The following is a 25,635-nucleotide window of genomic DNA, read 5'->3' on the forward strand; positions in this document are numbered from 1 at the left end:
GTGGTGCAGTCGACCGAGTTCGCTGTGCAGACCGATGACGTCTACAACGACGCAGGCACGGAGACCATCAGCATTGTCAGCACCAATGGTGGCGGCAACTTTGAGAACCTGGACACGAGCGCCATGGCCACAGTGACGGTCGAAGACACGATCGACACCACGACGGTGACACTGAGCGATTCGACTGTACTAGTTGGCGGGTTGATCACCATTACTGCAACCGTCGATCATGCTCCTAAAACACAGCTGATTTTGAAGCTGAACAATGGGCAAGAAATCACGATCGAGGCAAACACCACAAGCGGTACCGTGAGTTTTGCCAATGCCAACGCGGGCGGCTCAAGCGTTGCATATAGCGTGGAAAGCTACACGGGTGGAAATTATGAAGCGTTGAACACGCTGGATACGGCAATCATTGACACGCCTGTGGTGCCCAAGGACCCTCTGGCGGTCAAAGATACCGGTGAGATCAATGAAGGTGCCACGCAGCCAGCGACAGGGAATGTGCTTAATAACGACATTCTGGGGGATGGCACCGAGGCCGAGCACAGCACCACATTGATCAGCAGTGGCCAAGGCCAATACGGCACGATCACGTTGAATCCCAATGGTGGTTATAGCTACCAGTTGAATAACAGCAATCCTGATGTCAAGCAGATGGCCGCAGGGGACACGCTGACCGACACCTTCACTTACCAGGTGACGGACAAGGATGGATCCACGTCAACGGCGACCATCATCATCACCATCAATGGTCAGAACAACGATGCTCCGCAACTGATTGTCGATCCCAACAGCAACGGGAATCTGCAAGGGGGCGATGCCAACGATGTGGTGATCGGAGATATGGGCGGCGATACGCTGGTTCCGGGGGCCTCTGCCAATATTGTGTTGGTGCTGGATCTTTCCTCCAGCATGACAATGAACGGCAGCACTCGCCTGGCAACCATGAAGGCTGCTGTGGTCAAAGCGCTGGAAGATCTCGCCGCGTCGGGAGCCAAGGATGTGATGGTGCATCTGGTGTCGTTTGGCACAGGGGCTGCGGATCTGGGATCCTTCCAATTGACCAGCAACAGCGTGGATAACGAGGCGGTTCTGCAGGCAGCCATTGCGAAGGTCAATGGAATGTCCATTTCAGGGACCCAATACACCAATTACGAAGCGGCACTGAATACCGCATATGCGTGGATCAATTCGACCTCAGGCACGGGAACCAATGCGCCGCCATTGAGTGGTGCCAGCGTCAACAAGCTGGTGTTCATTACCGATGGTGATCCGACCTATGCGCTTGACAATAATGGAAACGGTATCAACTACTACGGCACGACCAATGGTGAAAATCTGGCCATGCAGCATGTGTTGGGGACGTTCAACCCTTCTGGGACGGCCAATGATGACAATGTCAGCGAAGTGAAACTGATCACAGACAAGGGCTTCTCCATCGAAGCAGTGGGCATCGATGTCACCAGCAGCACGGTTAATTTCCTGTCACAACTCGAAGGGGTGAACGGAAATGGGGCCGACAGCGTGTCGAATGGTGCGCAGTTGTCGACGGTGATCGGCCAGTTGGTGGGGTCTAGCGGCGGGATCAATGCGGTGGGCAGTGACACCATCCACGGTGGTGCGGGCAACGACGTCATTCTGGGTGACAGCATCTACTCCACGGCGGCAGACAAAGGCTGGGCGGCATACCTGGCTGCGCATCCGAACGCCACGGAAGCAGACCGTCTGAATGACATTTACGCCAACCTCACCTCGGCAAACCCGACCTATGCCCAAGAGGGGACCGTGGGCGGCAATGACACTCTCTACGGCGGTGCAGGCAATGACACCATTTTTGGTCAAGCAGGCGATGACAAGCTGTATGGCGGAAGCGGAAACGACAAGCTGTACGGCGGGACGGGCAAAGACCTGCTGGTGGGCGGTACGGGCGATGATCTGCTGATCGGAGGTGCAGGAGCCGACACGTTCCAATGGTCGCTGGCCGATCTGGATGGAGGTGTGGACCGTGTGATGGATTTTGAGGTCACCAAAGTGACGGGGACGCCATGGAAGTACACCGTCGATTTCAATGATTCCATTACCGGGTTCGATAGCAGCAGCAGCGAGAACATCAAGATCACGATCAACGGGAAGACTTACACAGGAGTTAATACCGGGAATACTTCGGGGAATTCCACGTCGGCCAGCAATACACGCTTTGATTCGGCAGCAAACAACTTGCGGACTCAGTTGGAAGCCGACGGGTACATCGTGAGCTACGACGCGACGAGCAATACGTTCAGTATCAGCTCGGCGGACCATGCTCTGAACATTACTGCAGCGACCTCTACGGGAAGCGATACCACTGGCGATATCGCGACGACACAGGTGGGTTCGTTGACGACCTACACCGGCGATGTCATTGATTTGAGCGATGTGCCGGGCAATCTGCTTACCTTTGCCGACGTGGGCGGGAAAGCCGCCTTGCTGGTGGGTTCCGTGGGGGGGGATGTGGTGCAGACCATTGTGTTTGACAACTACACCCTGGCGAGCCTGACATCACTCATGGGTACGAACACCGCGGGTCTGACAAGCGCACTCAAGAGCAGCGGACTGTTGCTGACCGGGGCGGATGCCGTGGTCGACACGCACAAGGGCACTGGCGGTGATGACACCTTGCTTGGTTCGCCAGGCGATGACATCTTGTTGGGAGGTGCAGGCAACGACACCTTCAAGTGGAATGCTGGGGACCAGGGATCGGTCGCCGCGCCCGCCAAGGATGTGGTGCTGGACTTTGGTCATGGCAAGGACAAGCTGGATCTGAGCGATTTGCTCCAAGGCGAAGACAATGCAACGGATCTGAGCAAGTTCCTGCACATTGAGAGCGATGGCAAGGATACGGTGCTGAAAGTCTCGAGCACTGGCGGATTGACAGAGACCGGTGTCGGCTTCGACCAGAAGATCACGTTGGAAGGTGTGCAATGGAATGCTGCAGACACGGCGGCAGACCAGAATGCACTGATCAAGAGCCTGATCGACCAAGGGAAGCTGCAGGTGGGGGGGAACCACTGACGATGACGGATGCCAGAGAAGGACGGCGTCCTTCTTTGGCGCTGCCAGGTGCCGAACACAGGAAAAGAGCGCATGGGCATGGCTGCATGTGCTCTTTTTTTGTTGGCACAGGCGGGCTGGTGGTTGACGGTGGCACTGGGATAATGCGCTGGCACTGCCATGTGCCCAGGAGGTGAGGAGTGAAGCATTTGCACACTTCAGTTTTTTGCGGTGCACTGCGGCCATGGGCCTGCTGCGCGGCAGGCTGTGGTTGGTTGTTTGTCTGATTGCTCCCGCCCGGGAATCTGCCTGGACTTTTTTCATGCCCCTGTGTGTGCCCCGTCTTTTGCCAGTGCGCCGTGCGGCGCTGTGGGCACTGCGCACGGTGGCGGTGGCGGCGGTGCTGTCGGTGGGCGCCTGGCGCGCACCGGATGTGCAGGCGCTGGAATTCCATGTGCAGCAGATGCGCCAGAGCATTCAGTCCCGCTTTGGCGAGGGCGGGGTGCAGCGACTGGATGCTTGGCTGGCCATGTTGGAAAGGTCGGCTGGGCGCAGCGTGCAGGGCCAGTTGCAGGCGGTGAACGATTTCTGGAACCAGAACGTCATGGGTGGCGAAGACCAGCAGATCTGGGGCGAGGCCGAATACTGGGCCACCCCGCTGGAAACCCTGGGCAAGCGCGCCGGCGACTGTGAGGACTATGTGATCGGCAAGTATTTCTCCCTGGTGCGCCTGGGCATGCCGGTAGAAAAGCTGCGTTTCATCTATGTGCGCGCCCGTGTGGGCGGCATGGGCAGCACGCAAAGCATTGCCCACATGGTGCTGGGCTATTACGAAACACCGCAGTCCGAGCCCCTGGTGCTGGACAACCTGCTGGGCACCATATTGCCTGCCAGCCAGCGCAAGGACTTGACGCCTGTGTTCAGTTTCAACGCCCAGGGCATTTACGTCACTGGTGCGCAGCCCGCTTCGGTGGAACGCATCAGCCGCTGGAAAGGCTTGATGGGGCGTATGCAGCAGGAAGGCATTGCGCCGTGAGCCCGTCATGCATGGGATCGGTGGGGCTGGTGGAATAGGTGGAGTAGGCGAGGTAGGCGAGGTAGGCGGGGTCAGTGGAGTCAGTGGGGCTGGCAGTCATGGCCGCAGAGAACAAGGGTAGAGGGATGAAGGTGAGGTTTGCATGTCATTGTTGAAACGTCTGTTGCTCACGGTGAGCGTGGCCATCTTGATCATTTTGTCGGGCACCTTGGCGCTGAGCATCCATGCCGCGCGCCAGTACCTGGACGGGCAGTTGCAGTCGCAAAGCGAAAACGCGGTGTCCGCGCTCGCCCTGTCGCTGTCACAGCCAGCCAACCAGGACGAGGTCACGCGCGAGCTGCTGATGATGGCCTTGTTCGACAGCGGGCAGTTCCGCGCCATCAGCCTGACGGGTACCGAAGGCCAGACGCTGTTTGAGCGCAGCCACCCCGACACCCCGGGCAATGGGGTTGCGCCGCCCTGGTTTGCGCGCCTGCTACCGCTGCGCGTGCCGGTGGCACAGCGCGCCATCAGCGACGGCTGGAAGCAGGTGGGCAATCTGTCGGTCACGGTGGACAACACCTTTGCGCGCGATGCCCTGTGGAGCAGCAGCATCCGCATGGGGCTGTTGGTGCTGGTGGCCGGCGGTCTGTGGGCGCTGTCGGTGGTGGGCTTGCTGAGCTGGTTCAGCCGCGTGCTGCGCGAGGAAATTTCGGCCCAGGTGATGGCTATCGGTGCAACGGCGTCGGGCACTGCCGCACCGGGCGCAGTGGCGCCGCTGCGCAGCAAGGTGGCCGAGCTGACCGACGTGGTGCACGCCATCAGCGACACCCGCGAGCGTGTGCGCGCCACGGCGCAGGAGCAGACGCAGCGCATCGAGTCGCTGGAAGTGGAGCTCAACCGCGACCAAGTCACGATGCTGCCCAACCGCAAGTACTTTATGAACGAACTGCGCCGCGTGCTGCAGGGCGATGTGGGTGCAGACGGCCAGGCGCTGCCCGTGGGCGGTCATGTGCTGCTGTTCCGCCAGCGCGATCTGCAGGCGCTCAACACCTACATGACCCGCGCACCTGCAGACGCCTGGCTGGCCGCCATGGCCGAGCGCGTGGGTCTGCGTCTGGCGGCCGAAGGGCCGGCCGGCACGCTGCTGGCACGCCTCAACGGGTCGGACTTCATTGTGCTGATGCCGGGCATGGAAGGGCCTGCCGCCATGCATGTGGTGCAGCAGATCAAGCATGACCTGCAGGCGCTGCGCCAGCCCATCGGCCCGGGCCAATGGTGCCGTTGGGCCTATGCGCTGACCGACTACGACAGTGGCGTGACCGTGAGCGAGTTGCTGTCGCGCCTGGACCAGGGGCTGCGCCGCAGCGAAAGTGTGGGCCAGGAAGAGGTGGAATACCTGACCGACGCCGCACCGCGCAACACCGTGAGCGAACGCCAGTGGCAGCAGACGCTGGTGCAGGCTTTGGCCGAAGAGCGCTTGAGCCTGCAGGTGGCTCCACAGAACTATGCCGCAGCCAGCGTCACCGTGCAGCGCCACGAAGCCTCGCTCACGCTGCAGGAAGCCGATGGCGCATTGCTGCAGGGCGCGCTGTTCCTGCCCGTGGCCGTGCGCTTGGGCATGTCGGCCACGTTCGACGTGCGTGCCATGCAGCTGGGACTGCAATGGCTGCAGCAGCATGCGGGCGCCCAACTGGTGGTGAAGGTATCGCTGCCTTCGTTGTCGGATGACAGCTTCCTGCCGCAGCTGCGTGCGCTGTGGGAGCCGGCTGCGGATGTGCGCCAGCGCCTGTGGGTGGAGCTGGATGCGCACGGTCTGGTGGCCTATGCCGAAGAGGTGGAAGCCCTGGCCAGCGCTGCTGCAGCGCTGGGCGTGCACGTGGGCCTGCGCCGTCTGGAACACGAGCCCATGGCCCTGGCACGCCTGCATCTGCTGCCACTGGCCTATGTCAAGCTGGGCAGCGACTTTGCCCAGCAGGCCGCCACCAGCCCCGGCAGCCAGCATCTGCTGCAAGCCATGGTGGCCACGGCCCAGGCACTGCAGGTGGAGGTCTATCTGGCGGGCAGCGTGGATGCGGAGACCGCCCAGGCGCTGCAGGCGCAAGGGGTGCATGTGCCAGTGGCATAGGTTGCCTGGATCTGCGGCAGAGGCCCTGCGCCACGTCTGTCGCCCTGCCTCGCCTTGGGCGGCAGGTGTGTAAAAAGAATAGCTGCTTGTGTAGGCTGTGCCTTCATAAGTGGCTATTTCTTTATCGGAACTTGGTGTGGCAGCGAAAAGCCCGCCTTATCCGCGTGAAGTGGTTGTCTGCTCTGCAGGGAGCGGCTGGTGCCCCTGTCTGGCAACGGTTGGCAATAGTTCGCAGCAGATGACAACCAGTGGCCGCCGCGCTGTGTGCCACCGTATCAGCGGCTTTGCGGGTGGACTGTTGAGGTCGCTCAAGGGGACGCATCTTTTATGTGGTGCTTGAGACACATATAAGGGGCCTCTTGGTGAAAAGAGGGCGGGAACTGGCGTGGCGGCCAATGGTGGCCTTGTAGGCAATCTCTTACGATGTATGCACAAACAGCCTGGAGCGATGGCCCCCTGCATCGACATCTGGGCACTGCTTACTGAAAGAGGCTGCACTTGGCTACGACGACTGTTCTGGTTGCCCAACTCACCGGGCAAGCGTGGGTCCGCGATGCGGATGGAAATCTGACCCCCCTGCGTGAAGGTATGCGCATCCCCGCCGATGCACAGGTGGTGACTGCTTCCGGCAGCACCGTGCAGTTGCAGGCGGACGGCCAGCCCCCTCTGACGCTGGGTGAAAACCAGGATGTGGCTCTGGCGCCCGAAGTCTTCGAAGACGTGACCGCTGCAGAAGCCGCGGTGCCTGCGGTCGCAGACCCGTTGCTGGACAACCTGATTGCCGCCATCAATGACGGCCAGGATCCTTTGGCTGAACTCGATCCCACCGCGGCCACGCTGAGCGGCGGTGGTGGTACCGGCAGCACCTTTATCCGTCTGGCCGATGTGGTGGAAGTGACATCGCCGCTGGCCCTGGTCTATCCACGTGGTGCCCCTGCAGTGCAGTTTGACCGCATTGGTGGCGGAACCGCCGTGGCCGCGCTTGCCGCGACCGAGGTGCCTACGGAGGCTCCGACCGAGGCACCTACAGAAGCCCCAACTGAGGCTCCAACAGAAGCTCCGACCGAAGCCCCGACCGAAGCCCCAAGTGAGGCTCCGACCGAAGCACCTACTGAAGCGCCGACGGAAGCTCCTACCGAGGCTCCTACTGAGGCGCCTACCGAAGCCCCGACTGAAGCTCCTACGGAAGCGCCAACCGAGGCCCCGACAGAAGCACCTACCGAAGCTCCAACTGAGGCTCCGACGGAAGTGCCAACAGAGGCGCCTACCGAGGCCCCGACAGAAGCCCCAACCGAGGCTCCTACTGAGGCTCCTACTGAGGCTCCTACTGAGGCTCCGACGGAAGCACCTACCGAAGCTCCAACGGAGGCCCCGACTGAGGCGCCTACGGAAGCGCCTACCGAGGCCCCGACAGAATCACCTACTGAGGCACCGACCGAAGCACCTACTGAGGCGCCCACGGAAGCTCCGACGGAAGCACCTACCGAAGCCCCAACCGAGGCTCCAACAGAAGCGCCGACTGAGGCTCCGACAGAAGCACCTACGGAAGCACCGACAGAGGCGCCTACGGAAGCTCCGACCGAAGCCCCAAGTGAGGCTCCGACCGAAGCACCTACTGAAGCGCCCACGGAAGCTCCGACGGAAGCTCCTACCGAGGCTCCTACCGAGGCTCCTACTGAGGCGCCTACCGAAGCCCCGACTGAAGCTCCTACGGAAGCGCCAACCGAGGCCCCGACGGAAGTGCCAACAGAGGGGCCTACCGAGGCCCCGACAGAAGCCCCAACCGAGGCTCCTACTGAGGCACCGACCGAAGCACCTACTGAGGCGCCCACGGAAGCTCCGACGGAAGCCCCGACCGAGGCTCCTACAGAAGCCCCAACCGAGGCTCCTACAGAAGCCCCAACCGAGGCTCCTACAGAAGCCCCAACTGAGGCTCCAACGGAAGCGCCCACCGAAGCTCCGACCGAGGCGCCTACGGAAGCTCCGACTGAGGCGCCTACGGAAGCGCCAACTGAGGCACCGACCGAGGCCCCAACGGAAACTCCTACCGAGGCGCCCACGGAAGCCCCAACTGAGGCTCCAACGGAAGCGCCCACAGAAGCTCCGACCGAGGCTCCAACGGAAGCTCCAACCGAGGCTCCGACAGAAGCGCCTACGGAGGCCCCGACAGAGGCGCCTACTGAGGCTCCGACCGAAGCTCCAACCGAGGCACCCACCGAAGAACCGGAAGTCCTTGCCATCACGGGCGGGAAGGTCACGGTGGCGGAGGCTGACCTGGCCGCGGGCAACGCTGTCGCATCGGGATCGTTCAGCATTACCTCGAACAAAGGCATTGCGTCGATCACGATTGCAGGCACGCAGATCAATGTGGACGATATCGTTGCCGGCACCAAGGTGTCAGCGCCCGGTGGCGAGTTGACCATTACCGCTTTCACCAAGACAGCCAATGGCTACGAGGTGGAGTACGAATACCGCCTTACCGATGCGGTGTCGCACGATCCGTCCAAGGGGGAAGACACCGCCCTGGATCTGGAGCTGGACGTCTCGGTGACCAGCACCACCGGAGCGTCTGAGTCCGGCAATATTGCGGTGACTGTTGAGGACGATGTGCCCGAATTCTTCGGTAGCGAAGATATTCAGACCGGCAATGCGGTCGGCGAATTCTCCGGGGAGATGACTTTCTCCAAGGGGGCAGACAGTGACGGGTTCACGCTGAAGATTGCCGATATCGCCAACCTGCCCAGCGGCTGGACCTACAAGTCCTCCAGCGATGGCGGGAATGCGTCTGTCTTCGATGCGGCGGGCAAGGAGATCTTCCAGATCACGCTGGCACAGGACGGTTCGTACACCGTCAAGCAACTGGCGCAGCTGTCACAAACCGAACCAGGCGGGTTGGACCAAGGTGATTTGAAGCCTGGCAATTACAAGAATGGCTTCCATCCGGAAGGCTCGGGGCTGACGATCACGGCGTCCGACAAGAGCGGGTCAGCTTCTGTCAATGTCAGCGGCCAGGGCATCGGGGTGGCCAACAACCATGTGCAATCGGGTGAAAAGCTGGACTTCGCATTCAAGGATGCGGTGAGCGAGTTCACCATCACCATCGACCGCAACAATGGCGGCGACCCCGGCAAGTACACCACCATCTGGGTCAATGGCACGGCCTATGAGGTGGCGCTGACGGGCAATTCCTGGGTGATTTCGGCGGAAGCCCTGGGCATCACAGGCGGCATCAAGGACGTGGTCTTGGAGGTCTCCGGCCCTACCAATGGCAAAGATGCACCCAAGTTCACGGTGCAAGGTGCGGAGTGGCAGTCCATGCCCAAGGATGTCAACGTGGACTTCGATGTCAACGTGAAGGGCACGGATGGGGATGGTGATCCGTTCGATGGCGGATTCAATATATCGAACGGGCACAAGCCAACCGAGCCTACCAATCCCGCAGGGGATCCTCCGGATGTGAGCATCTCGCTGACGGAAGAGGCGCGGCACACGGAAGTCACCTATACCAAGGGCGATGCCAGCATCTCCGTGGGTGAGGGTGGCGTGGTGGTGGAAGGCATGGGCAAGACGGCAGTGACTGCCGTGACCTATGACATGGGTGTAGGCACCCAGTCCCATGCGGTGGTCATCGACAAGGTGGGCTACAACTACACCACGGTGCTGGGTACGACCAATGTGGTGGGCACCTGGGACCAGGCGAACCAGAAGCCGGTGGACATTCTGGTGCTGCCCAAGCCGCTGGACCAGTACGACCTGTCGGGCCTGGTCTATCAAGGCGGAAGCTGGAAGGGCACGATCAAGGACAAGTCGTCGCCAGACACCTTGTCGCTGACGCTGGACCGGTTTGCCGGCATTGTCTTTGGCGACGGCCAGACCATCGATGGCGGCATGCCTGGGTTTGAGCAGAACCTGACCGACCAGGTGACGCTGGATCTGGATGCCTTGCTGACGCAAGGCGATGCGGGCGATGCGATGTCCGATGTGGAGGTGCGCGGCCTGGGCGATGCCAAGGTGGTGTCTATCGAACACAACGGCAAGACCCTGGTTGAAGGCACGGACTACACCTTGCACGATGGTGTGCTGACCTTGCACAACCCGAGCGGCGTGAGCCTGGCCGATGTGAAGATCACGCTGGACGTGCCGCATGGCAGTCCTGCGCTGGATCTGACGGCGGATGTGTCGGCATCGGGCAAGTACGGCAGCGACAGCGCATCGGATGAGCTGAGCGTGGCAGTCCCTGCCGTGGTGGTGCCCGAAGTGCCTGAGGTGCCCGTTGATCCGGACCCGGTGGTCAATGCCCCCGAGGTGCAGCTGGACATCACTGCGCACAATGCCGCCAAGGATCCGCTGGAAGGCACAACGGCCGTCAATGGCGGTGCCAAGGACCCCAGTGGCAATGGTTTCAATCTGGATGCTGCTGGCAACGTGGTGGCCGTGGGCTTCAACGTGCGGGTCTGGGGGACGTATTCCACCAGGGGGGTCGATGGCACGGGCAAGACGCCGATCAACGACTTTGACTCCAACGGCGATGGAAAGAACGACATCCTCGTCTACAAGAACGGTGCGTTCAGCGAGGCCCAGTACGGTGAAAACCTGATCCGCATTGGCTACGACACCAATGGCCAGGCCAACACCAACTCCGCCGCTGCCAACAAGACCGACCTGTTCCTGCTGCACAGCAGCAGCGGGACCTGGTCGGGCAATGGCAATGTCTCGGATGGCGAGTACGGCTCCTGGCGTGCGTTCAACAACTTCACGGGCAACACCGGAGCCAAGGGTTCAACGGCACCGGACTATGCGATCCTGATTGGGGACGCCGCTTCGGGCGCCAAGATCAACACGCCGACGGCCAACAATGCCAGCACCCAGGTCAATGTGCTGGAAAGCCTGAACATCTCCACCAGCACTGGCAAGCAAGTGGGCCAGGGCATGAACAAGGTGGAAGGTGTCTTCGCAGGTGGCCAACTGGTGGTGAACACTCCGGGCCACACGGATGTGAGCAAGCTGACCACGGTGCCCGTCACGGCGGATGCGGCCGAGTACATTGTGACCATCACCGCCACCTTGGCGGATGTGGATGGCAGCGGTGAAGTGCTGTCGCAGCATCTGGTCCTGGAAGGCATTCCTGCCGGGGCCAAGGTGGTCTACAACGGCGTGGACGTCGCGGTGGTGGGTGGCAAGGTCCACATTGACGGCGTGCTGGCGGACAACGGCCAGTCTGTGCATGCGCAGCTGACCATCACGGGTGCCAAGGATGCCGACTTCACGCTGACCGCGCATGCGCAGTCTGCGGATGCACACGATGCATCGGCCACGGCCGATGGCCACGACGCGTCCAGCGTGGTGGCCGGTGCCGACACAGCGGACTCGCTGCTGGGCTCCGACGACGATGGCCTGCTGTTTGGCGGTGCCGGTAATGACAGGCTGGAGGGCGGCAAGGGCGACGACCACCTGTATGGCGGCAAAGGCAACGATACGTTGCTGGGCGGGGATGGCGACGATACCTTTGTCTGGCTGAAGGGCGACGAAGGTACAGTCAAAGCGCCGGCGGTGGATACCGTCCAGGACTTCGGCAATGGCAAGGATGTGCTGGACCTGAGCGATCTGCTGCAGGGCGAGAACAAGTCCAACCTCAGTGATTACCTGGGGGCCTCCACCGAAACGGTGAACGGCAAGTCGACGACGGTGCTGAACATCTCGACCACGGGCCATCTGGGCAGCGAAGGCGCCAACCAGAAGATCGTGCTGGAAGGTCAGAACTACGACACCACCGACCAGGCCAAGCTGGTGCAGGACCTGATCAGCCAAGGCAAGCTGCACGTGGATCTGTAAAGCCAGGGGCCGGTGCCCATGTGCTGCAAGGTGCATGGGCGCAGCCACCACCAGAGCTGCTTGCGCCTACAGGCACAGGTAGCTCTTTTTTGTTGGCAGCCTCTGAGGCTGCGTGCCATCTGCCTTGATGGCCTGGCCCTTTCTGCCTGCAGGCGCGGGTGGGCAAAGCATGAGGCTGTGGCGCTTGGTCGCAGAACCCGTATCGGTGAAAATCGCGTGGGGCTGAGGCCATCACCAGATGGCAGCCACGCGGCCAAAAAATTTTATGAATGATTCGGAATGAGTCAGAACCGGTTGTCCGAAGCCGCATACAGAGAAGCGGTCGCCCAGGATGCTTTGAATGACAAAGCCTGGTACGGCCTTGGCTTGTGCCTGAAAGACATGAAGCGCTACCCGGAAGCTGCGGATGCCATTCTGGAAGCCGTTCGCATCCGGGAAGATAATTTTTATTATCGGAATGTGCTGGTGTCCACGCTGTGGCTGGCGGGGAAAGAAGACGAGGCACTGAAGCAGGGCTATTTATGCCTGGCGCTGAAAGACCGTATTGCGGTAGATAAATTCAAGAGCTCTGCCTATTCTGATTTTTCAGTCCAAAGCAGGCATCCGCTTTTTGACTATAAAAAAAAGAAAAGCAACATCATTGCTTTTTCCTTGTGGGGGGAGGATCCGGTGTATGTCACCGGCGCATTGATCAATGCACAACTGATACCGCATATGTACGACGGCTGGATCGCCAGATTCTATTGCGATGCATCGGTGCCGCCCCCGGCGCTGGACGCCTTGAGAAAACTGGATGCCCAGGTGGTCATGATCGACGATGAGCGCCTGAAGAAATTCCGCTCCATGTGGCGGTTTCTGGTGATGGATGATCCAGGTGTGGAGTATTTTTTGTGCCGGGATACCGATTCACGGGTGAATGTACAGGAAGTTGTGGCGGTGCAGGAATGGTTGCATTCGGACAAGAAATTCCATGTCATGCGCGACCATCCCTACCATGTGGAGCTTATCTTGGCCGGCATGTGGGGTGGGGTGGCCGGGGTGCTGCCCAATATCCAGGAGATATTGCTGGAGAGTGGGAGATATGGGAACAATCCACTTTTTGACCAAGTATTTTTGATGGAAGTGGTCTGGCCGCTCATCAAGCAGGATGTGCTGGTCCATGACAGCTGCTACGCTTTCCCGGATGGCAAGGATTTCCCGAAAGCGTTCCGCTTGCCTCCTGGCCGCCATGTGGGTGGCGGCATCAAGAAAATACCCGAAAATCAGCAGAGTTTTTTCAAAGATTTCTATCTGAAATGAGCGGAGATTCCGGGCGCAGGATTCCCGAAATTTCCAGTGGATGCAGCCAACTTTCCCATTGCTGCATGCCGCGCGGGATATGTGAGTTCCCGCAGGCTTAGCGCGCGGCCACCACTTTGCCCATCAGCAGGCGGAAAGGCAGCAGCAGGCACACCCCCAGCACCAGCTTCACGCCCAGGTCGCCCAGTGCCCAGGTGACCCAGGGCAGTTCTTCCCCGGCAAAGCCCACGCTCCAGAAGATGGCGGTATCCAGGCAGGCGGCCAGCACGGTGGCAATCAGCGGGGCGCGCCACCAGCGGCTGTGGCGCAGGCGGTCAAACACGGTAATGTCCAGCATCTGCGAGCAGGCGAACGCCAGGCCCGATGCCATCGCGATGCGCGGCGGTGCCAGGACCAGCGAGGCGGCCACGGCCACGGCAAAACCCACCCAGGCTACGCGCCGCGCCTGCACCGGGCCAAAGCCGCGGTTGACCAGTTCGCTGACCAGAAAGGCAAACGGGTAGGTGATGGCCCCCCAGGTCAGCCAGTCGTTGATGGCGTACTGCACCAGGATGTTGGAGGACAGCACGACCACCACCATGGCGGCGATGGCAATCAGCAGCGGGGTGCGGGAAGCAACGGTGAGGTGGGTGTTCATAGGCAGAAATCCATGGCACTGCGCGCAGTCACTGGTCTGCGCAACCGGTGCGGCCCCTGATAAAGGCCGCGGGAAAGAGGCTCCTTGTACCGCGGTGCCCATCCCCTTGAGAAGGGCGGCGCACCACACGGCAGGGGGCGTTCAATGGAGTTACGCCGCGCCGCCCGAACTGCGGATGCCGGACGACGGCAGCTCCAGCCCCAGCATGGCGCAGGCCACGGCCTCACCCACCTTCACGCCGTCCACGCCGGCCGACAGAATGCCGCCGGCATAGCTGGCGCCTTCACCGGCCGGGTACAGGCCGCGCGTGTTTTCGCTCTGGAAATCGGCGCCGCGGCCGATCTTCACCGGCGAGGAGGTGCGCGTTTCCACGCCGGTCAGCACCGCATCGGGCATGTCGTAGCCGCGGATCTTCTTGCCGAAGGCGGGAAGGGCTTCGCGCATGGCTTCGATGGCGTAGGCCGGCAGGGCATGGTGCAGATTGGTCAGGTGGATGCCGGGCTTGTACGAGGGCTCCACGCTGCCGAATTCCCTGGATTCGGTGCCGGCCACAAAGTCACCCACCAGCTGACCGGGGGCGCTGTAGTTGCGTCCTCCCAGCAGAAAGGCCTTGGACTCCAGTTGGCGCTGGAAGACGATGCCGGACAGTGGGTGGAACTGGCCTTCCGCCAGATCTTCCACGCCATAGGTCTTGCCGTCAAAGGCCCAGGCAAAGCTTTTGGCATCGCGCGGGAAGTCTTCCGGGTTGATGGCGCAGACCATGCCGGCGTTGGCATTGCGCTCGGCGCGCGAGTACTGGCTCATGCCGTTGGTGACCACGCGCTCGGGTTCGCTGGTGGCCGCCACCACGGTGCCGCCCGGGCACATGCAGAAGCTGTAGACCGCACGGCCGTTGGTCGCATGGTGCACCAGCTTGTAGTCGGCCGCACCCAGCAGGGGGTGGCCGGCGTCCTTGCCCCAGCGGGCCTTGTCGATGATGCTTTGCGGGTGTTCGATGCGAAAGCCGATCGAGAACGGCTTGGCCTCCATGGCCACCCCGCGCTCGTAGAACATGGCAAAGGTGTCGCGCGAGCTGTGGCCCAGGGCCATCACGGCGTGCTGCGTGGGCAGGGCATAGCTTTCGCCCGTGGCCTGGTTCAGCACCTGCAGGGCCGTCAGCTGGCGTTGTGCGCCTTCGCCGTCGATCTGCACATCGGTCACGCGCTGCTCAAAGCGGATCTCGCCGCCCAGGCGGATGATTTCCTCGCGGATGCCTTCCACCACCTTGACCAGCTTGAAGGTGCCGATGTGGGGGTGGGCGGCGTAGAGGATTTCTTCCGGTGCGCCGTGCTGCACAAACTCGGTCATCACCTTGCGGCCCAGGTGGCGCGGGTCCTTGATCTGGCTGTAGAGCTTGCCGTCGGAGAAGGTGCCGGCGCCGCCCTCGCCAAACTGCACATTGGACTCGGGAGTCAGCTCGCGCTGGCGCCACAGGCGCCAGGTGTCCTTGGTGCGCTCGCGCACTTCCTTGCCGCGTTCCAGCACGATGGGGCGAAACCCCATCTGTGCCAGCACCAGGGCGGCAAAAATGCCGCAAGGACCAAAACCCACCACCACCGGGCGTTCGCCGTCGGCCAGCGTGGCAGGGGCTGCCCCAACGGGCTTCCACGCCATGTCTGGCGTGGGATTCACATGGGACTGGTCGGCAAACCGGGCCAGCAGGGCGGCTTCCTGCGCCGGGTCGGCCAGGGTGATGTCGGCGATGTAGACCGCCAGCAGCGCGCTCTTGCGGGCGTCAAAGCTGCGTTTGTGCACATGCAACCGGGCAATGGCGCTGGGGGGGATGCCCAGACGCTCGGCCGCCAGGTCGGTCAGCTTGGCGATGGGCTGGTATTCGGTGTGGTTCTCGGGGTGGTAATCCACTGCCGAGAGGGGGAGTTTGAGTTCTGCGATCCGGATCATGGCTTGTACCTATCAAGCAAGGGCCTGGATGGTACGGTAAAGCACGCCCATGCAGGGCGCGCGGGTGGGGTGGCCTTGGTGCAGGCTCGGGAACGGAGCGGTGGCCGCGCGGTTTTCCATAGCGCTCTATGCAGGCACTACAGGCATCACAGGCGCAGCCGGCTTCCACGGCCTGTGGGCCGGTCGGGAGGGAAGGGCGGCGCACGGTGCAGTCCCTGCGCCGCCGGGCCTAGATTACCAGCCGCGAATGGCCCACGCCGCCGCCTTTTTCTACGCGGATCTGGGCGGGGATGCGTTCCTTCAACGCCTCGACGTGGCTGATGATGCCGATCAACTTGCCGCTGGCGTTCAGCGCGTCCAGTGCGGTCAGCGCCACTTCCAGCGTGTCGCCGTCCAGCGTACCAAAGCCTTCGTCCAGGAACAGGGAGTCGATCGAGGTCTTGTGGCTGACCAGATCGGACAGCGCCAGGGCCAGGGCCAGGCTGACCAGAAAAGCCTCGCCGCCCGAGAGCGTGCGCGTGTCGCGCGCCACATCGCCTTGCCAGCTGTCCACGATGTCCAGTTCCAGCTCGCCCGTGGGCTTGCGGCGCAGCAGGTAGCGGCCATGCAGCCGGGTGAGATGCCGGTTGGCCAGGTGCAGCAGGTGGTCCAGCGTGAGGCCCTGGGCAAATTTGCGGAACTTGTCGCCCCTGGCCGAACCGATCAGGCCGTCCAGGCGTTGCCACAGGTCGCTGTCTTCGGTCAGTGCCGTCATCTGCTGCAGCAAGGCCTGCTGGCCTTGGTGGCGCCGGGCATCGTCATCCAGTCGGGCGCGGGTGGCTCCCATCTGTTCACTGAGGGCGGTGCGCTGCGCTTCCAGTGCCTGCAACTGCGCGGCCAGGGTCTCGGGCGCGGTATCGGTCAGTGCCTGGCTGTGCAGTTGCTGGTGGCGCTCCAGCGCCTCGGCATGCAGCGTGGTGGCACGTTGCAACCCGGTGTGCAGTTGCTGCTGCAGGGCGGTCAGGCGCTCCACCTCGGCGGCAGGCAGCAGGGCCTGGGCATAGGCCTCCGCATCGGCAAACGGGCTGGCGGCCAGGGCCTGCGTCCAGTCCGATGCGGCCTGCGTAGCGTCGTCGCCTTGCCGAGCCAGCGTGGTTTGCAACTGCTGGATCTGGCCTTCCCGTGTCGCCAGTTGCTGACGGAGCTGTTCAAGCGCCTGCACGCAGTCGGCCAGGTCGCCGGGCAGGGCGGTGGCTGGTGGTGAGGGGGCGGCCAGGGATGGCTGCAGCTGCTGCCAGCGGGCCTGCCACAGCGTGGCGTCCTGCTGGGCGCTGGCGTACAGGTGGTGCTGCAGATCGCGCTGGCGCACCGTGTCCTGCCATTGGCTGTGCTGGCTTTGCCAGGTCTGCCATTCCGTCTGGCGGGCCTGCAGCCAGGCCTGGTGGTCGCTATCGGGCGGCAAGGGGTAGCCGGCGGCTTCGACGGCGCTGCGCAAGGCCTGGGCCAGCATGGCGGCCTCTGTTTCCAGGGCCTGGGCCGCCTGGGTGCTGCGCTGCTGCTGGGCTGCTGCATCCCGCTGGGCCTGCTGCAGGCTGTCCAGCCGGTGCTGTGCAGCTTGCAGCCCTTGCAGGGCCTGCAGGGCCGCATCTTTGGCGGACTGCAGCGCGTGCTCGCTTGCCTCGGCGGCTTGCAGGGCATGGGACAGTGTCTCCAGTTGCGCCGCACCATGGGTGCGGGCATCGGCCAGCGCCTCGGGCTGTTGCCAGGCGTTGGTGGCGGGGGGCGGCTGCAGGCCGGCGCACAGTGCCGTCCACTGCACCTCCCAACCGGGAATGTGGGCTGCCAGTTCATCGCGCTGCGCCTGCAGCGCGGCATGCCGGGCCTGGTGGGCGGCATGGGCATTGGCCTGCTGTTCGCCCTCTGTCTGCAATGCATCCAGCGTGGCGCGGGCCTGTTGCAGTGCGGTCTGGGTGGTCGAGAGGTCGAGCGCTGCGTAGGTCGCAATGGCCGGGTGTTCGACGGCACCGCACAGCGGGCAGGCCTCTCCGGGTTGCAGCGCATGGCGGTGGGCTTCCAGGCTTTGGATGCGCTGTTCCTGTTCCAGCAGTTTCTGCTTGTCGGCCACCCGCTCTTTCTGCTGCTTGTACTGGGTGCGCAACTGGGCCAGCGCCTGCGTCTGCTGCGCGGCCTGTTCGGTGCTGGTCTGCAGTGCCTCTTCGGTTTGGGCTTGCTGCTGGGCCCATTGGCGGCGCTGGGCCGCGTGGGCTTCCAGCTGCTGCCAGGCATGCTGCAGCTGCTGCGCCGTTTGCCACTGGGCGCGCAGCTGGGGCAGGCTGCCGCCATGGGGTGACAGGCGCTGTGCTTGGGCTTGCTGCGCCTGCGCGGCAGCCGTGCTGGCCTGCTGGTGTGCCAGCCCGGCTGCGGTCACTTCCCCGTGCTGTGCTGCCGTGTCTTGCTGCAGCTGGGCGCACCGGGCGGTGGCCTGGCGCAGTTCCAGCTGTTGCGCGGCATGCTGCTGCAGCACGTGGCGCAGCTGTTCCAGCTGTTGTTGCCAGCCGCTGAGTCGTTCACCCAGCTGCGCAAAACGCGCGTGTTCCGCGCGCCAGTGCTGCAGGGACGTTTCCTGCGCCTGCAGCGATTGCAGTGCGTGCTGTGCGGACTGGGCTGCGTGGTTGGCCAGCACATGCGCCTGGTGGTGCAGCTGCAGCTGTTGCAGCTGGGTGCTGCCCTGCGTGGCCTGCAGTTGCTGCAGCTGGGTGGTGCTGCCCTGCAGCAGGGCCTGGGCATGCTGCGAGCGCTGGTGCAGCGGCTGCAGGGCCTGGGCGGGCGCATGGTGCTGCAAGCGTTGCAGCTGGGCAGCGGCAGCATCCAGGGCCTGCTGGGCGGCGGTGTGCGCCTGGCCGCTTTGCTCGGCATCGTGCGCAGCCTGTGCCGTTTGCTGCTGCCAGCGCTGCAGGGCCAGGGCGGCACTGTGATCGCTCTGCACCTGGGCCAGCTCGCCTTGCAGGCGGTCGCTGTCCTGCTGCAGCTGGGCGCGCGCGTCACTGGAGAGCAGCTGCATGCCATCGACCTGGGCCTGGGCTTTGTCCAGCTGCTGGCGTGCATCGCGGGCGCGCTCAAACACGGCTTGCGAGATCTGGCCATAGATTTCGGTGCCGGTCAGCTCTTCCAGCAATTCGGCGCGTTCATTGGCCGTGGCCTGCAAAAAGGCCGCAAAGCCGCCCTGTGCCAGGAGCATGGACTTGGTGAAACGCGCAAAGTCCAGGCCGGTGAGCTGTGCAATCTGCCGGAGCTTGTCGTTGCTCTGGCTGCTGAGGATGTGGCCATCTGCCACCCGTGCCAGTTCCACCTTGGGGGCCTGCAGCGCACCCTGGGCTTTGTCGCGGGCGCGGCGCTGGCTCCAGAAGGCGCGGTAGACCGTGCCCTGGACTTCGAACTCCACTTCGGCCAGGCAGTCGGCGGTGTGGCGCGTCATCAGATCGTTGCTGCCGGCGCTGATGGTGGCCAGTCGCGGGGTTTGGTGGTACAGCGCCAGGCAGATGGCATCCAGCAGCGTGGACTTGCCTGCGCCCGTGGCGCCGGTGATGGCGAACAGACTGTTGTCGGCAAACGGTGCGGTGGTGAAGTCGATCTGCCACTCGCCCTGCAGCGAGTTCAGGTTCTTGAGGCGCAGCTTGAGGATCTTCATGCCGCACCTCCTGTCGTATCTTCTGTCGCATCTTCCGTCGCACTCGTGAGGCGCTCCACCACCTGGCGGTAGCGTGCAGTCAGGGCCTGCTGCAGCGGGGGATCCAGCGTTTCCTGCGCGAGGCGGCGGGCAAATACTTCCTGCGGGCTGAGTTCATCCAGCGATTCGCTGGCGTCGGCCGTGAGCTGGGCCGCGGCGGTGCCGCGCTGGCGCTTGACGCGCAGCAGCTGCACGGGCAAGCCTTCCAGCAGCGCCTGTACCCGGGGGGCCAGATCGTTCAGGTAGTCGTCTTCCTCGATGGTGACTTCCAACCACACCGGGCGCTCAGGGGTAGCGCTGGCAGCGAGTGCCTGCAGGGCACCCGGCAATTCCGCCAGGGTGCCGCGCACCGATGCCAGGGGTTGGAACACCGGGACCGGCAGGGGGGTGACGGCCTGCAGGCCGGCTTCATTGAGATCGACCAGCAGCACCTGCTTGGTCTGGCGTGCCTCGTCAAAGCCCAGGGCGATGGGCGACCCGCAATAGCGGATGTGTTCCAGTCCGCCGACTTTCTGCGGCTGGTGGATATGGCCCAGCGCAATGTAGTCGGCCGCCGGGAAGGCGGTGGTGGGGAAGGCTTCCAGCGATCCCACATAGATTTCGCGCACCGATTCGCTGCTGCTGGCACCCACGGTGGTCAGGTGGCCTGTGGCCACGATGGGCAGCTTGCGCCCCAGGGATTGCTGCAGCGCCGTCTGCCGTGCCACGGCGGCGTCGTACACCTGCTGGTAGGTGGCCTGGATGGCCGTTTGCAGGGCCAGCTGTTTGTCCTGGGCGCTTTGCCCCGCCTGGCTGTGCACCACATCACGTGGGCGGATGAAGGGCAGGGCGCAGACGATGCAACCGGGCTCTGCCGGCTGGCCGCGCAGCGGCAAGGTGACCACATGCCCGGAGGCCTCGCCCACGGCTGCAATCACCCGGGTGCCCAGGTAGGCCAGCAGGTCCTGGCTTTCGCCCAGCACGCTGACGGAGTCGTGGTTGCCGCCCAGCAGCAGCAGGGCCACGCCGGCCCGGTGCAGGCGGGCGATGAGCTGGTTGTAAATCTCACGTGCATAGCTGGGCGGTGCGCCAGTGTCGAAGATGTCGCCCGCAATCACCACCGCGTCCACTGCATGCGCTTCCACCTGGGTCAGCAGCCAGTCCACCAGCCCACTGTGCTCGGTCTGGCGGCTTTGGCCCATGAAGTGCTGGCCCAGATGCCAGTCGGAGGTGTGAAGCAGTCGCATGCGAAAAGGGAAAGAAGAAGACGTGACGGGGTCGGCGCAGCCTGTGCCGCCGAACACGCCATGGTAGCGATTGCCCGGGGCGGTGCTGCGAGGCCTATCGTTGGCAGCTTGTCAGGTTGGTTGTTGGTGGGAATGTCGTTGGGTGTGACATTCTTTTGTGGAATAACTGATCGGGCGCTTGGGAGGCACCCGATGGTGCTTGGGGAACCTGCATGGGGTGCGTGAGTGTGCGGCCCAAATACGCAATAGAGAGAAGGTTTTATGCAGGTTGCTGTATTTACAGTGCTTTCTGAAAATAAGAAAGTCGTTTGAATTCAAATGCTTGTATTGAATTTGAAAGATCTTATTTTCTAGATACCTGTTGGTAATATTTTGTTTTGCGGCCTGCTGCCTACAGGCGCTGGAGTCCTCTGCAGAAAACAGACAGGCTTCCTAGAATCATTCTGGTATCGACTGAGTGAAACATAGGAATCAACATGTCACAAGCTGATGTGCCGAACCGCGTGCCCGTATGGCCGCGCGTGTTGGGCGTTGTCTTGGCGCTGGTGGGTCTGGCGCTGCTGATGGGCGGGATCCAGCTGGTCACGCTGGGTGGGTCTTGGTATTACCTGATCGCAGGGGCTGCCTCCGTGGTGTCCGGCGTGCTGCTGGTGCGCGGCAAGCCGCTGGGTGCCCTGCTGTACCTGGTGGTGGTCATTGCCACCGCCATCTGGGCGCTGGCAGAAGTCGGCACCGCATTCTGGGGGCTGGTGCCGCGCCTGGCGCCGGTGCTGGTGCTGGGCCTGTTTGCCGCGCTGGCGCTGCGTTCGCTGCGCTCGCCGGCCCAAGCCATTGCCCTGCCTGCCGCAGCCGTGCAGGCCGTGGTGGTGCTGGCGGGTGCTGCCTCGATCTTCACCCCCCACAACACGGTGGAAAATACGGCCAAGAAGGGCGTGGACATCGTCAAGGAAGTGGCTGTGGTGAGCGATGCCGCCAGCCCGGACAATCGCTGGACGCACTACGGCCGCGACGACCACAGCAACCGCTTTGCACCGTTCGACCAGCTCACGGCCGACAACGTCAAGGGGCTGGAAGTGGCCTGGACCTACCGCACCGGCGCCAAAACCGGTGGCGGCAACGAAGACCAGAACACCCCCATCCAGGTGGGGGACTCGGTCTATCTGTGCACGCCGCAGAACAAGGTCATCGCGCTGAACGCCGAAACCGGCGAGGAAAAGTGGGTGTTCGACCCCAAGACGCGTGAGAACAAGTGGTGGAGCCGCTGCCGTGGCGTGGCCTACTACGAAGTGCCTGCCGTGGCATCGGCCGCTCCCGCCACGCAAGGCGGCGACAGCGCGCCTGCCGCACCGGCTCCTGCCAAGTGCAACGCACGCATCATCACCACCGACAAGGATGCACGCCTGTGGGCGCTGGATGCCAAGACCGGTGAAGTCTGCGATGGCTTCGGTGACACGGGCAAGGGCTATACCGACCTGAGCGTGGGCATGGGCCAGTACCAGGACTTCTATTACATGCCCACGTCGCAGCCGCTGGTGGCGGGTGACCGCGTGGTCATTGGCGGCTGGGTCTGGGACGGCAAGAAGACCGAGCAACCTTCCGGCGTGGTGCGTGCCTACAGCCTGAAGGATGGCGCGCTGGAATGGGCCTGGGATCTGGGCAACCCGGCGATCACCAAGCTGCCTCCCGAAGGGCAGACCTACACCAAGGGCACCCCCAACTTCTGGTCGCATGGCGCCTATGACGCCAAGCTGGGCCTGATCTACCTGCCGCTGGGCAATGCCACGCCCGACTTCTGGGGTGCGCACCGCACGCCCGAGATGAACCGGTACTCCACGTCCGTGGTGGCACTGAAGGCCGACACCGGACGCGAAGCATGGCATTTCCAGGCCCTGCACATGGACACCTGGGACTATGACAACGGCACGCCTCCCACCCTGGTGGATGTGCCCGATGGCAAGGGTGGCAACACCCCGGGGCTGGTGCTGGCCACCAAGACCCACCAGCTGTTCCTGCTGGACCGCACCAACGGCAAGCCGCTGGCGGAGGTGGAAGAAAAGCCCGCGCCCCAGGGCGTGATGGAAGGCGATGCAGCACCATCGCCCACCCAGCCCTGGTCCGTGGGCATGCCGCAGGTGGCCAAGAACACCTTGACTGAAAAGGACATGTGGGGCGCCACCATGTTCGACCAGCTGTACTGCCGCATCAAGTTCAAGCAATTGAAATATGACGGTCCGTACACCAAGCTGACCGAGCAGATGACGCTGATCTACCCCGGCTACTACGGTGGCTTCAACTGGGGTGGCCATGCCTACGATCCGCGCACCAACATGCTCATCGTCAACGACATGGTCATGCCGCAGATCGGCTTCCTGCAACCGCAGGAAGGCGCCCAGGAAAAGCTGGAGTCGCTGAAGAAGAACGACATCACCAACGCCTCGTGGGCCACCCACGTGCAGGAAGGCACGCCCTTCCAGTCCATCCGTGGTGCGTTCAACTCCTTCCTGGGTCTGCCCTGCCACCAGCCTTCCTGGGGCAATCTGACGGCCATCGACCTGAACACCAAGTCGATTGCCTGGCAGGTTCCGCTGGGGACGGTCGAAGACAGCAAGCTCCAGGGCGTGCGCTTCGGTCTGCCGGTGCCGGTGGGCATGCCTTCGCTGTCCGGCCCGTTTGCCACCGCCGGCGGCCTGACCTTCTATGCCGGTACCCAGGACTACTACCTGCGTGCCTTTGACAACCAGAGCGGCAAGGAGGTCTGGAAGGGCCGTCTGCCCGTGGGAGCCCAGGCCACGCCCATGACCTATCTGTCGCCCGAATCGGGTCGCCAGTTTGTCGTGGTGTCTGCCGGTGGTGCCCGCATGACCACCGACAAGGGCGACTATGTGATCGCCTACGCACTGCCCAAGAAGTAGGCAGTGGCCGGGGCTGCGGCCCCGTGACACACGGGCCCGCCCTCCGCTTCGGACTCATACCCTAAACATACATAGGATGCGTGTGATAGATCGTAGAGCCTTGTCAGAATTGAATTTTATCGACGAAGCATTGTGATGTAGGAATACATCGTAGTACATCGTAACTTCAAAGCGCCGATGGAAACATCGGCGCTTTTTTCATAGGACTTTGGGTGTTGCGTCGCTCAGTGCTGCGAATGCTGAACACTTCAGCTTACATAGATAAAGGGGGCTTTTTCTTCACCACTCACTGACATTCCGTTGGCCGCTCAATGTAGAGCCTTCCCCAACAGAGCATCGGTGCATCTATTGCTGGCTTTGCACTGCTGGCAGCTCGAAAAGCTGATGCCAGTCACGGAGCTGACTTGTGGCGATCTCTGACATCGAATCCACATAGTAGGAACCGTCTGCTTTTGAAAAAACTTTGAGTTTTATATGTGAATCGCCGGGATCCTCTGCTTCCCAGATCGCGGTTAGCTGGTCAATGCTCCACGCCCTACCAAGATCCCCAGATGCAGGCGTCAGCAAGGCAACTGACTTCAGGGCTTTCTGCGGTGCCAGGTCTGACACTAGGTTCAATACGTCGTCTCCACGCGCTAGGAGAAGTGTGCGGAGGAGCGAGAAATCATCGCCGTCGTCATCAACTTCATGATGGGCGAACTCAACCATAAAAATTGGAAGACGAAGTTGGACTTCTGTGGCAATCCAAACGTGGTTGCCTTTTCCGTATGCGCTGGAGAGTGGATGCTTGTTCGCGTCGTTCGTGAGAAACATAGAGTCGTGCTACGGAAGTTGTAGCTCGGAAGGGCTTGGGATATACGTGAAACGGAATAGTGCAATTTTCGTATATTTTTTGAGCCCTTTGACAGTTGGGCCTCTTTCGAGGCTCGCATGCAGAAATCACTCTATTCAAAAGAGAACGACCTATTACTTCAGCTACTTGTGCAAATCCGCGTTGAGGCTGGCGTGACGCAAGTGGAGCTAGCTTCAAGACTGGATGAAGTCCAGCCATGGATTAGCAGAGTTGAGCGGGGGGTGCGCCGACTTGATTTGGTTGAGTTGCTGCTGTGGTGCGACGCTCTTGGCATGCCGCTGTCGACGTTCGTACGGCGCTATGAGCAATTGTTAGGACGTCCTTGAGAGGCTGCGTTGGCGCGGTGAAGTGAAAGCATCTCCACGTGTAATAGTTGGCAGCGGAAATGAGGTGCGGTGATGGCTGGCCCCAGCAGCCGTGCTCACATGAATGAGAGAAGTGGGCCAACCCAGAAGAATGGCAGACCTCTGGGAAGCACTGTAGAGGCCACCTCATCGCAACTTAGGGCTGGATAGCGGATGAGCCGTTCCCAGGTCATCACCCCCCCTGTGCCTCAACAACGAGCGCGACTCATTGCAGTCGGCTTGCTTTTCCTTGTGCGGCTCTAGCTAGCAAGTTGTTCAGATAAGCCTGGGTGTGCTCTAAGCCGGAGCGCGTTTGAATCGCGTGCTTGGGCAAGTCACCTATGGCTTGGTTGTGTGTGTTCATCCAGGTGGCCCAAGTATCCGCGTCTCCTCCAGCCAGATCATGTAGCGCGAGGAAGAGCTCGACCAACACCAAAGCTCGCTCTCCCTCATGCCCGCTCGGGTCCAGGAAGCGTTTGGACGAGGCCAGTTGAGAGACTGACACTTCGCTGGTTCCAAGCAGCTTGGCGAGCTCTGCGTGGCTCAACCCTAAGTGCTTAGCGGTATTGAGCACCGCCTTGCTCAAAACGCCCTCTTTGCTGGGGCTGAAGCTGATTTCTGATGCCACGATGATCTCCTGAGAAGCCTGGTCGCCCACACACTGGGGGCACAACCGAGAGTAGGCAAGCACGAAATATATCTCCCGATT

Annotated in this window: 13 protein-coding genes and 1 pseudogene; 8 read left to right on the top strand and 6 right to left on the bottom strand. The window is 62.3% G+C overall.

What is annotated here, in order from left to right; genetic code table 11:
• Positions 1-3 precede the first annotated feature (3 nt).
• The 6 genes and pseudogenes from B3349_RS15345 (at position 4) to B3349_RS15365 (ending at position 13,307) form a co-directional block, all read left to right on the top strand.
• Positions 4-3,054: an immunoglobulin-like domain-containing protein gene (locus tag B3349_RS15345; RefSeq protein ID WP_349682192.1), complete on the top strand. Its 3,051-nt coding sequence runs from the start codon at positions 4-6 to the stop codon at positions 3,052-3,054.
• A gap of 301 nt (positions 3,055-3,355) precedes the next feature.
• A complete protein-coding gene (locus B3349_RS15350; RefSeq protein ID WP_291590026.1) occupies positions 3,356-4,069 on the top strand; it encodes a transglutaminase-like cysteine peptidase in 714 nt (237 codons plus the stop codon).
• Between the two features lie 142 nt (positions 4,070-4,211).
• Complete coding sequence (locus B3349_RS15355) at positions 4,212-6,176, top strand: bifunctional diguanylate cyclase/phosphodiesterase (protein ID WP_291590028.1); 1,965 nt, start codon at positions 4,212-4,214, stop codon at positions 6,174-6,176.
• Between the two features lie 498 nt (positions 6,177-6,674).
• Positions 6,675-7,088 (top strand): annotated as a pseudogene (locus tag B3349_RS20665) (retention module-containing protein); the annotation flags it as partial.
• A gap of 1,347 nt (positions 7,089-8,435) precedes the next feature.
• Positions 8,436-12,008 carry a calcium-binding protein gene (locus tag B3349_RS15360; protein WP_291590029.1) on the top strand — a complete coding sequence of 1,191 codons (3,573 nt, stop codon included), beginning with the start codon at positions 8,436-8,438 and terminating at the stop codon, positions 12,006-12,008.
• 279 nt (positions 12,009-12,287) lie between these two features.
• Positions 12,288-13,307 (top strand): tetratricopeptide repeat protein, encoded by a 1,020-nt coding sequence (locus B3349_RS15365; RefSeq protein ID WP_291590030.1) that lies wholly within the window; start codon positions 12,288-12,290, stop codon positions 13,305-13,307.
• A gap of 97 nt (positions 13,308-13,404) precedes the next feature.
• On the opposite strand, the gene B3349_RS15370 is transcribed toward B3349_RS15365, so the two are convergent.
• The 4 genes from B3349_RS15370 to sbcD all read right to left on the bottom strand — a co-directional run bounded on the left by B3349_RS15370 (position 13,405) and on the right by sbcD (position 20,817).
• The gene (locus B3349_RS15370; RefSeq protein ID WP_291590031.1) at positions 13,405-13,944 is read right to left on the bottom strand and encodes a VUT family protein; all 540 of its coding nucleotides are present in this window, start codon (positions 13,942-13,944) and stop codon (positions 13,405-13,407) included.
• 150 nt (positions 13,945-14,094) lie between these two features.
• Positions 14,095-15,885, bottom strand: coding sequence for an NAD(P)/FAD-dependent oxidoreductase (locus B3349_RS15375; protein ID WP_291590033.1), 1,791 nt, complete (start codon positions 15,883-15,885; stop codon positions 14,095-14,097).
• Between the two features lie 229 nt (positions 15,886-16,114).
• Positions 16,115-19,552 (bottom strand): AAA family ATPase, encoded by a 3,438-nt coding sequence (locus B3349_RS15380; RefSeq protein WP_291590034.1) that lies wholly within the window; start codon positions 19,550-19,552, stop codon positions 16,115-16,117.
• Entirely contained in the window at positions 19,549-20,817 is a 1,269-nt protein-coding gene (gene sbcD / locus B3349_RS15385) for an exonuclease subunit SbcD (protein ID WP_291590036.1), read from the bottom strand. The genes B3349_RS15380 and sbcD overlap by 4 nt, the downstream gene beginning before the upstream one ends.
• Before the next feature lie 476 nt (positions 20,818-21,293).
• On the opposite strand from sbcD, the gene B3349_RS15390 reads away from it, so the two are divergent.
• On the top strand, positions 21,294-23,729 hold the full coding sequence (locus B3349_RS15390) for a membrane-bound PQQ-dependent dehydrogenase, glucose/quinate/shikimate family (protein ID WP_291590038.1): 2,436 nt from the start codon (positions 21,294-21,296) through the stop codon (positions 23,727-23,729).
• 345 nt (positions 23,730-24,074) lie between these two features.
• On the opposite strand, the gene B3349_RS15395 is transcribed toward B3349_RS15390, so the two are convergent.
• On the bottom strand, positions 24,075-24,542 hold the full coding sequence (locus B3349_RS15395) for a hypothetical protein (protein ID WP_291590040.1): 468 nt from the start codon (positions 24,540-24,542) through the stop codon (positions 24,075-24,077).
• Between the two features lie 117 nt (positions 24,543-24,659).
• Between B3349_RS15395 and relB the strand changes: the two genes are divergently transcribed.
• Entirely contained in the window at positions 24,660-24,908 is a 249-nt protein-coding gene (gene relB, locus B3349_RS15400) for a type II toxin-antitoxin system RelB family anti-toxin (RefSeq protein WP_291590042.1), read from the top strand.
• A 244-nt stretch (positions 24,909-25,152) separates the two neighbouring features.
• Here relB and B3349_RS15405 read toward each other — a convergent pair whose 3' ends face one another.
• Positions 25,153-25,554: an antitoxin Xre-like helix-turn-helix domain-containing protein gene (locus B3349_RS15405; protein ID WP_291590044.1), complete on the bottom strand. Its 402-nt coding sequence runs from the start codon at positions 25,552-25,554 to the stop codon at positions 25,153-25,155.
• Positions 25,555-25,635 lie beyond the last annotated feature (81 nt).

Source organism: Comamonas sp. UBA7528 (assembly GCF_002479375.1).
Taxonomy (GTDB): domain Bacteria; phylum Pseudomonadota; class Gammaproteobacteria; order Burkholderiales; family Burkholderiaceae_C; genus Comamonas.

Excerpts from the sequence above, each read along its gene's own strand:
- B3349_RS15375 (WP_291590033.1), bottom strand. The coding sequence starts at position 15,885 with ATGATCCGGATCGCAGAACTCAAACTCCCCCTCTCGGCAGTGGATTAC.
- relB (WP_291590042.1), top strand. The coding sequence starts at position 24,660 with ATGCAGAAATCACTCTATTCAAAAGAGAACGACCTATTACTTCAGCTA.
- B3349_RS15370 (WP_291590031.1), bottom strand. The coding sequence starts at position 13,944 with ATGAACACCCACCTCACCGTTGCTTCCCGCACCCCGCTGCTGATTGCC.
- B3349_RS15380 (WP_291590034.1), bottom strand. The coding sequence starts at position 19,552 with ATGAAGATCCTCAAGCTGCGCCTCAAGAACCTGAACTCGCTGCAGGGC.
- B3349_RS15365 (WP_291590030.1), top strand. The coding sequence starts at position 12,288 with ATGAGTCAGAACCGGTTGTCCGAAGCCGCATACAGAGAAGCGGTCGCC.
- B3349_RS15390 (WP_291590038.1), top strand. The coding sequence starts at position 21,294 with ATGTCACAAGCTGATGTGCCGAACCGCGTGCCCGTATGGCCGCGCGTG.
- sbcD (WP_291590036.1), bottom strand. The coding sequence starts at position 20,817 with ATGCGACTGCTTCACACCTCCGACTGGCATCTGGGCCAGCACTTCATG.
- B3349_RS15355 (WP_291590028.1), top strand. The coding sequence starts at position 4,212 with ATGTCATTGTTGAAACGTCTGTTGCTCACGGTGAGCGTGGCCATCTTG.
- B3349_RS15350 (WP_291590026.1), top strand. The coding sequence starts at position 3,356 with ATGCCCCTGTGTGTGCCCCGTCTTTTGCCAGTGCGCCGTGCGGCGCTG.
- B3349_RS15395 (WP_291590040.1), bottom strand. The coding sequence starts at position 24,542 with ATGTTTCTCACGAACGACGCGAACAAGCATCCACTCTCCAGCGCATAC.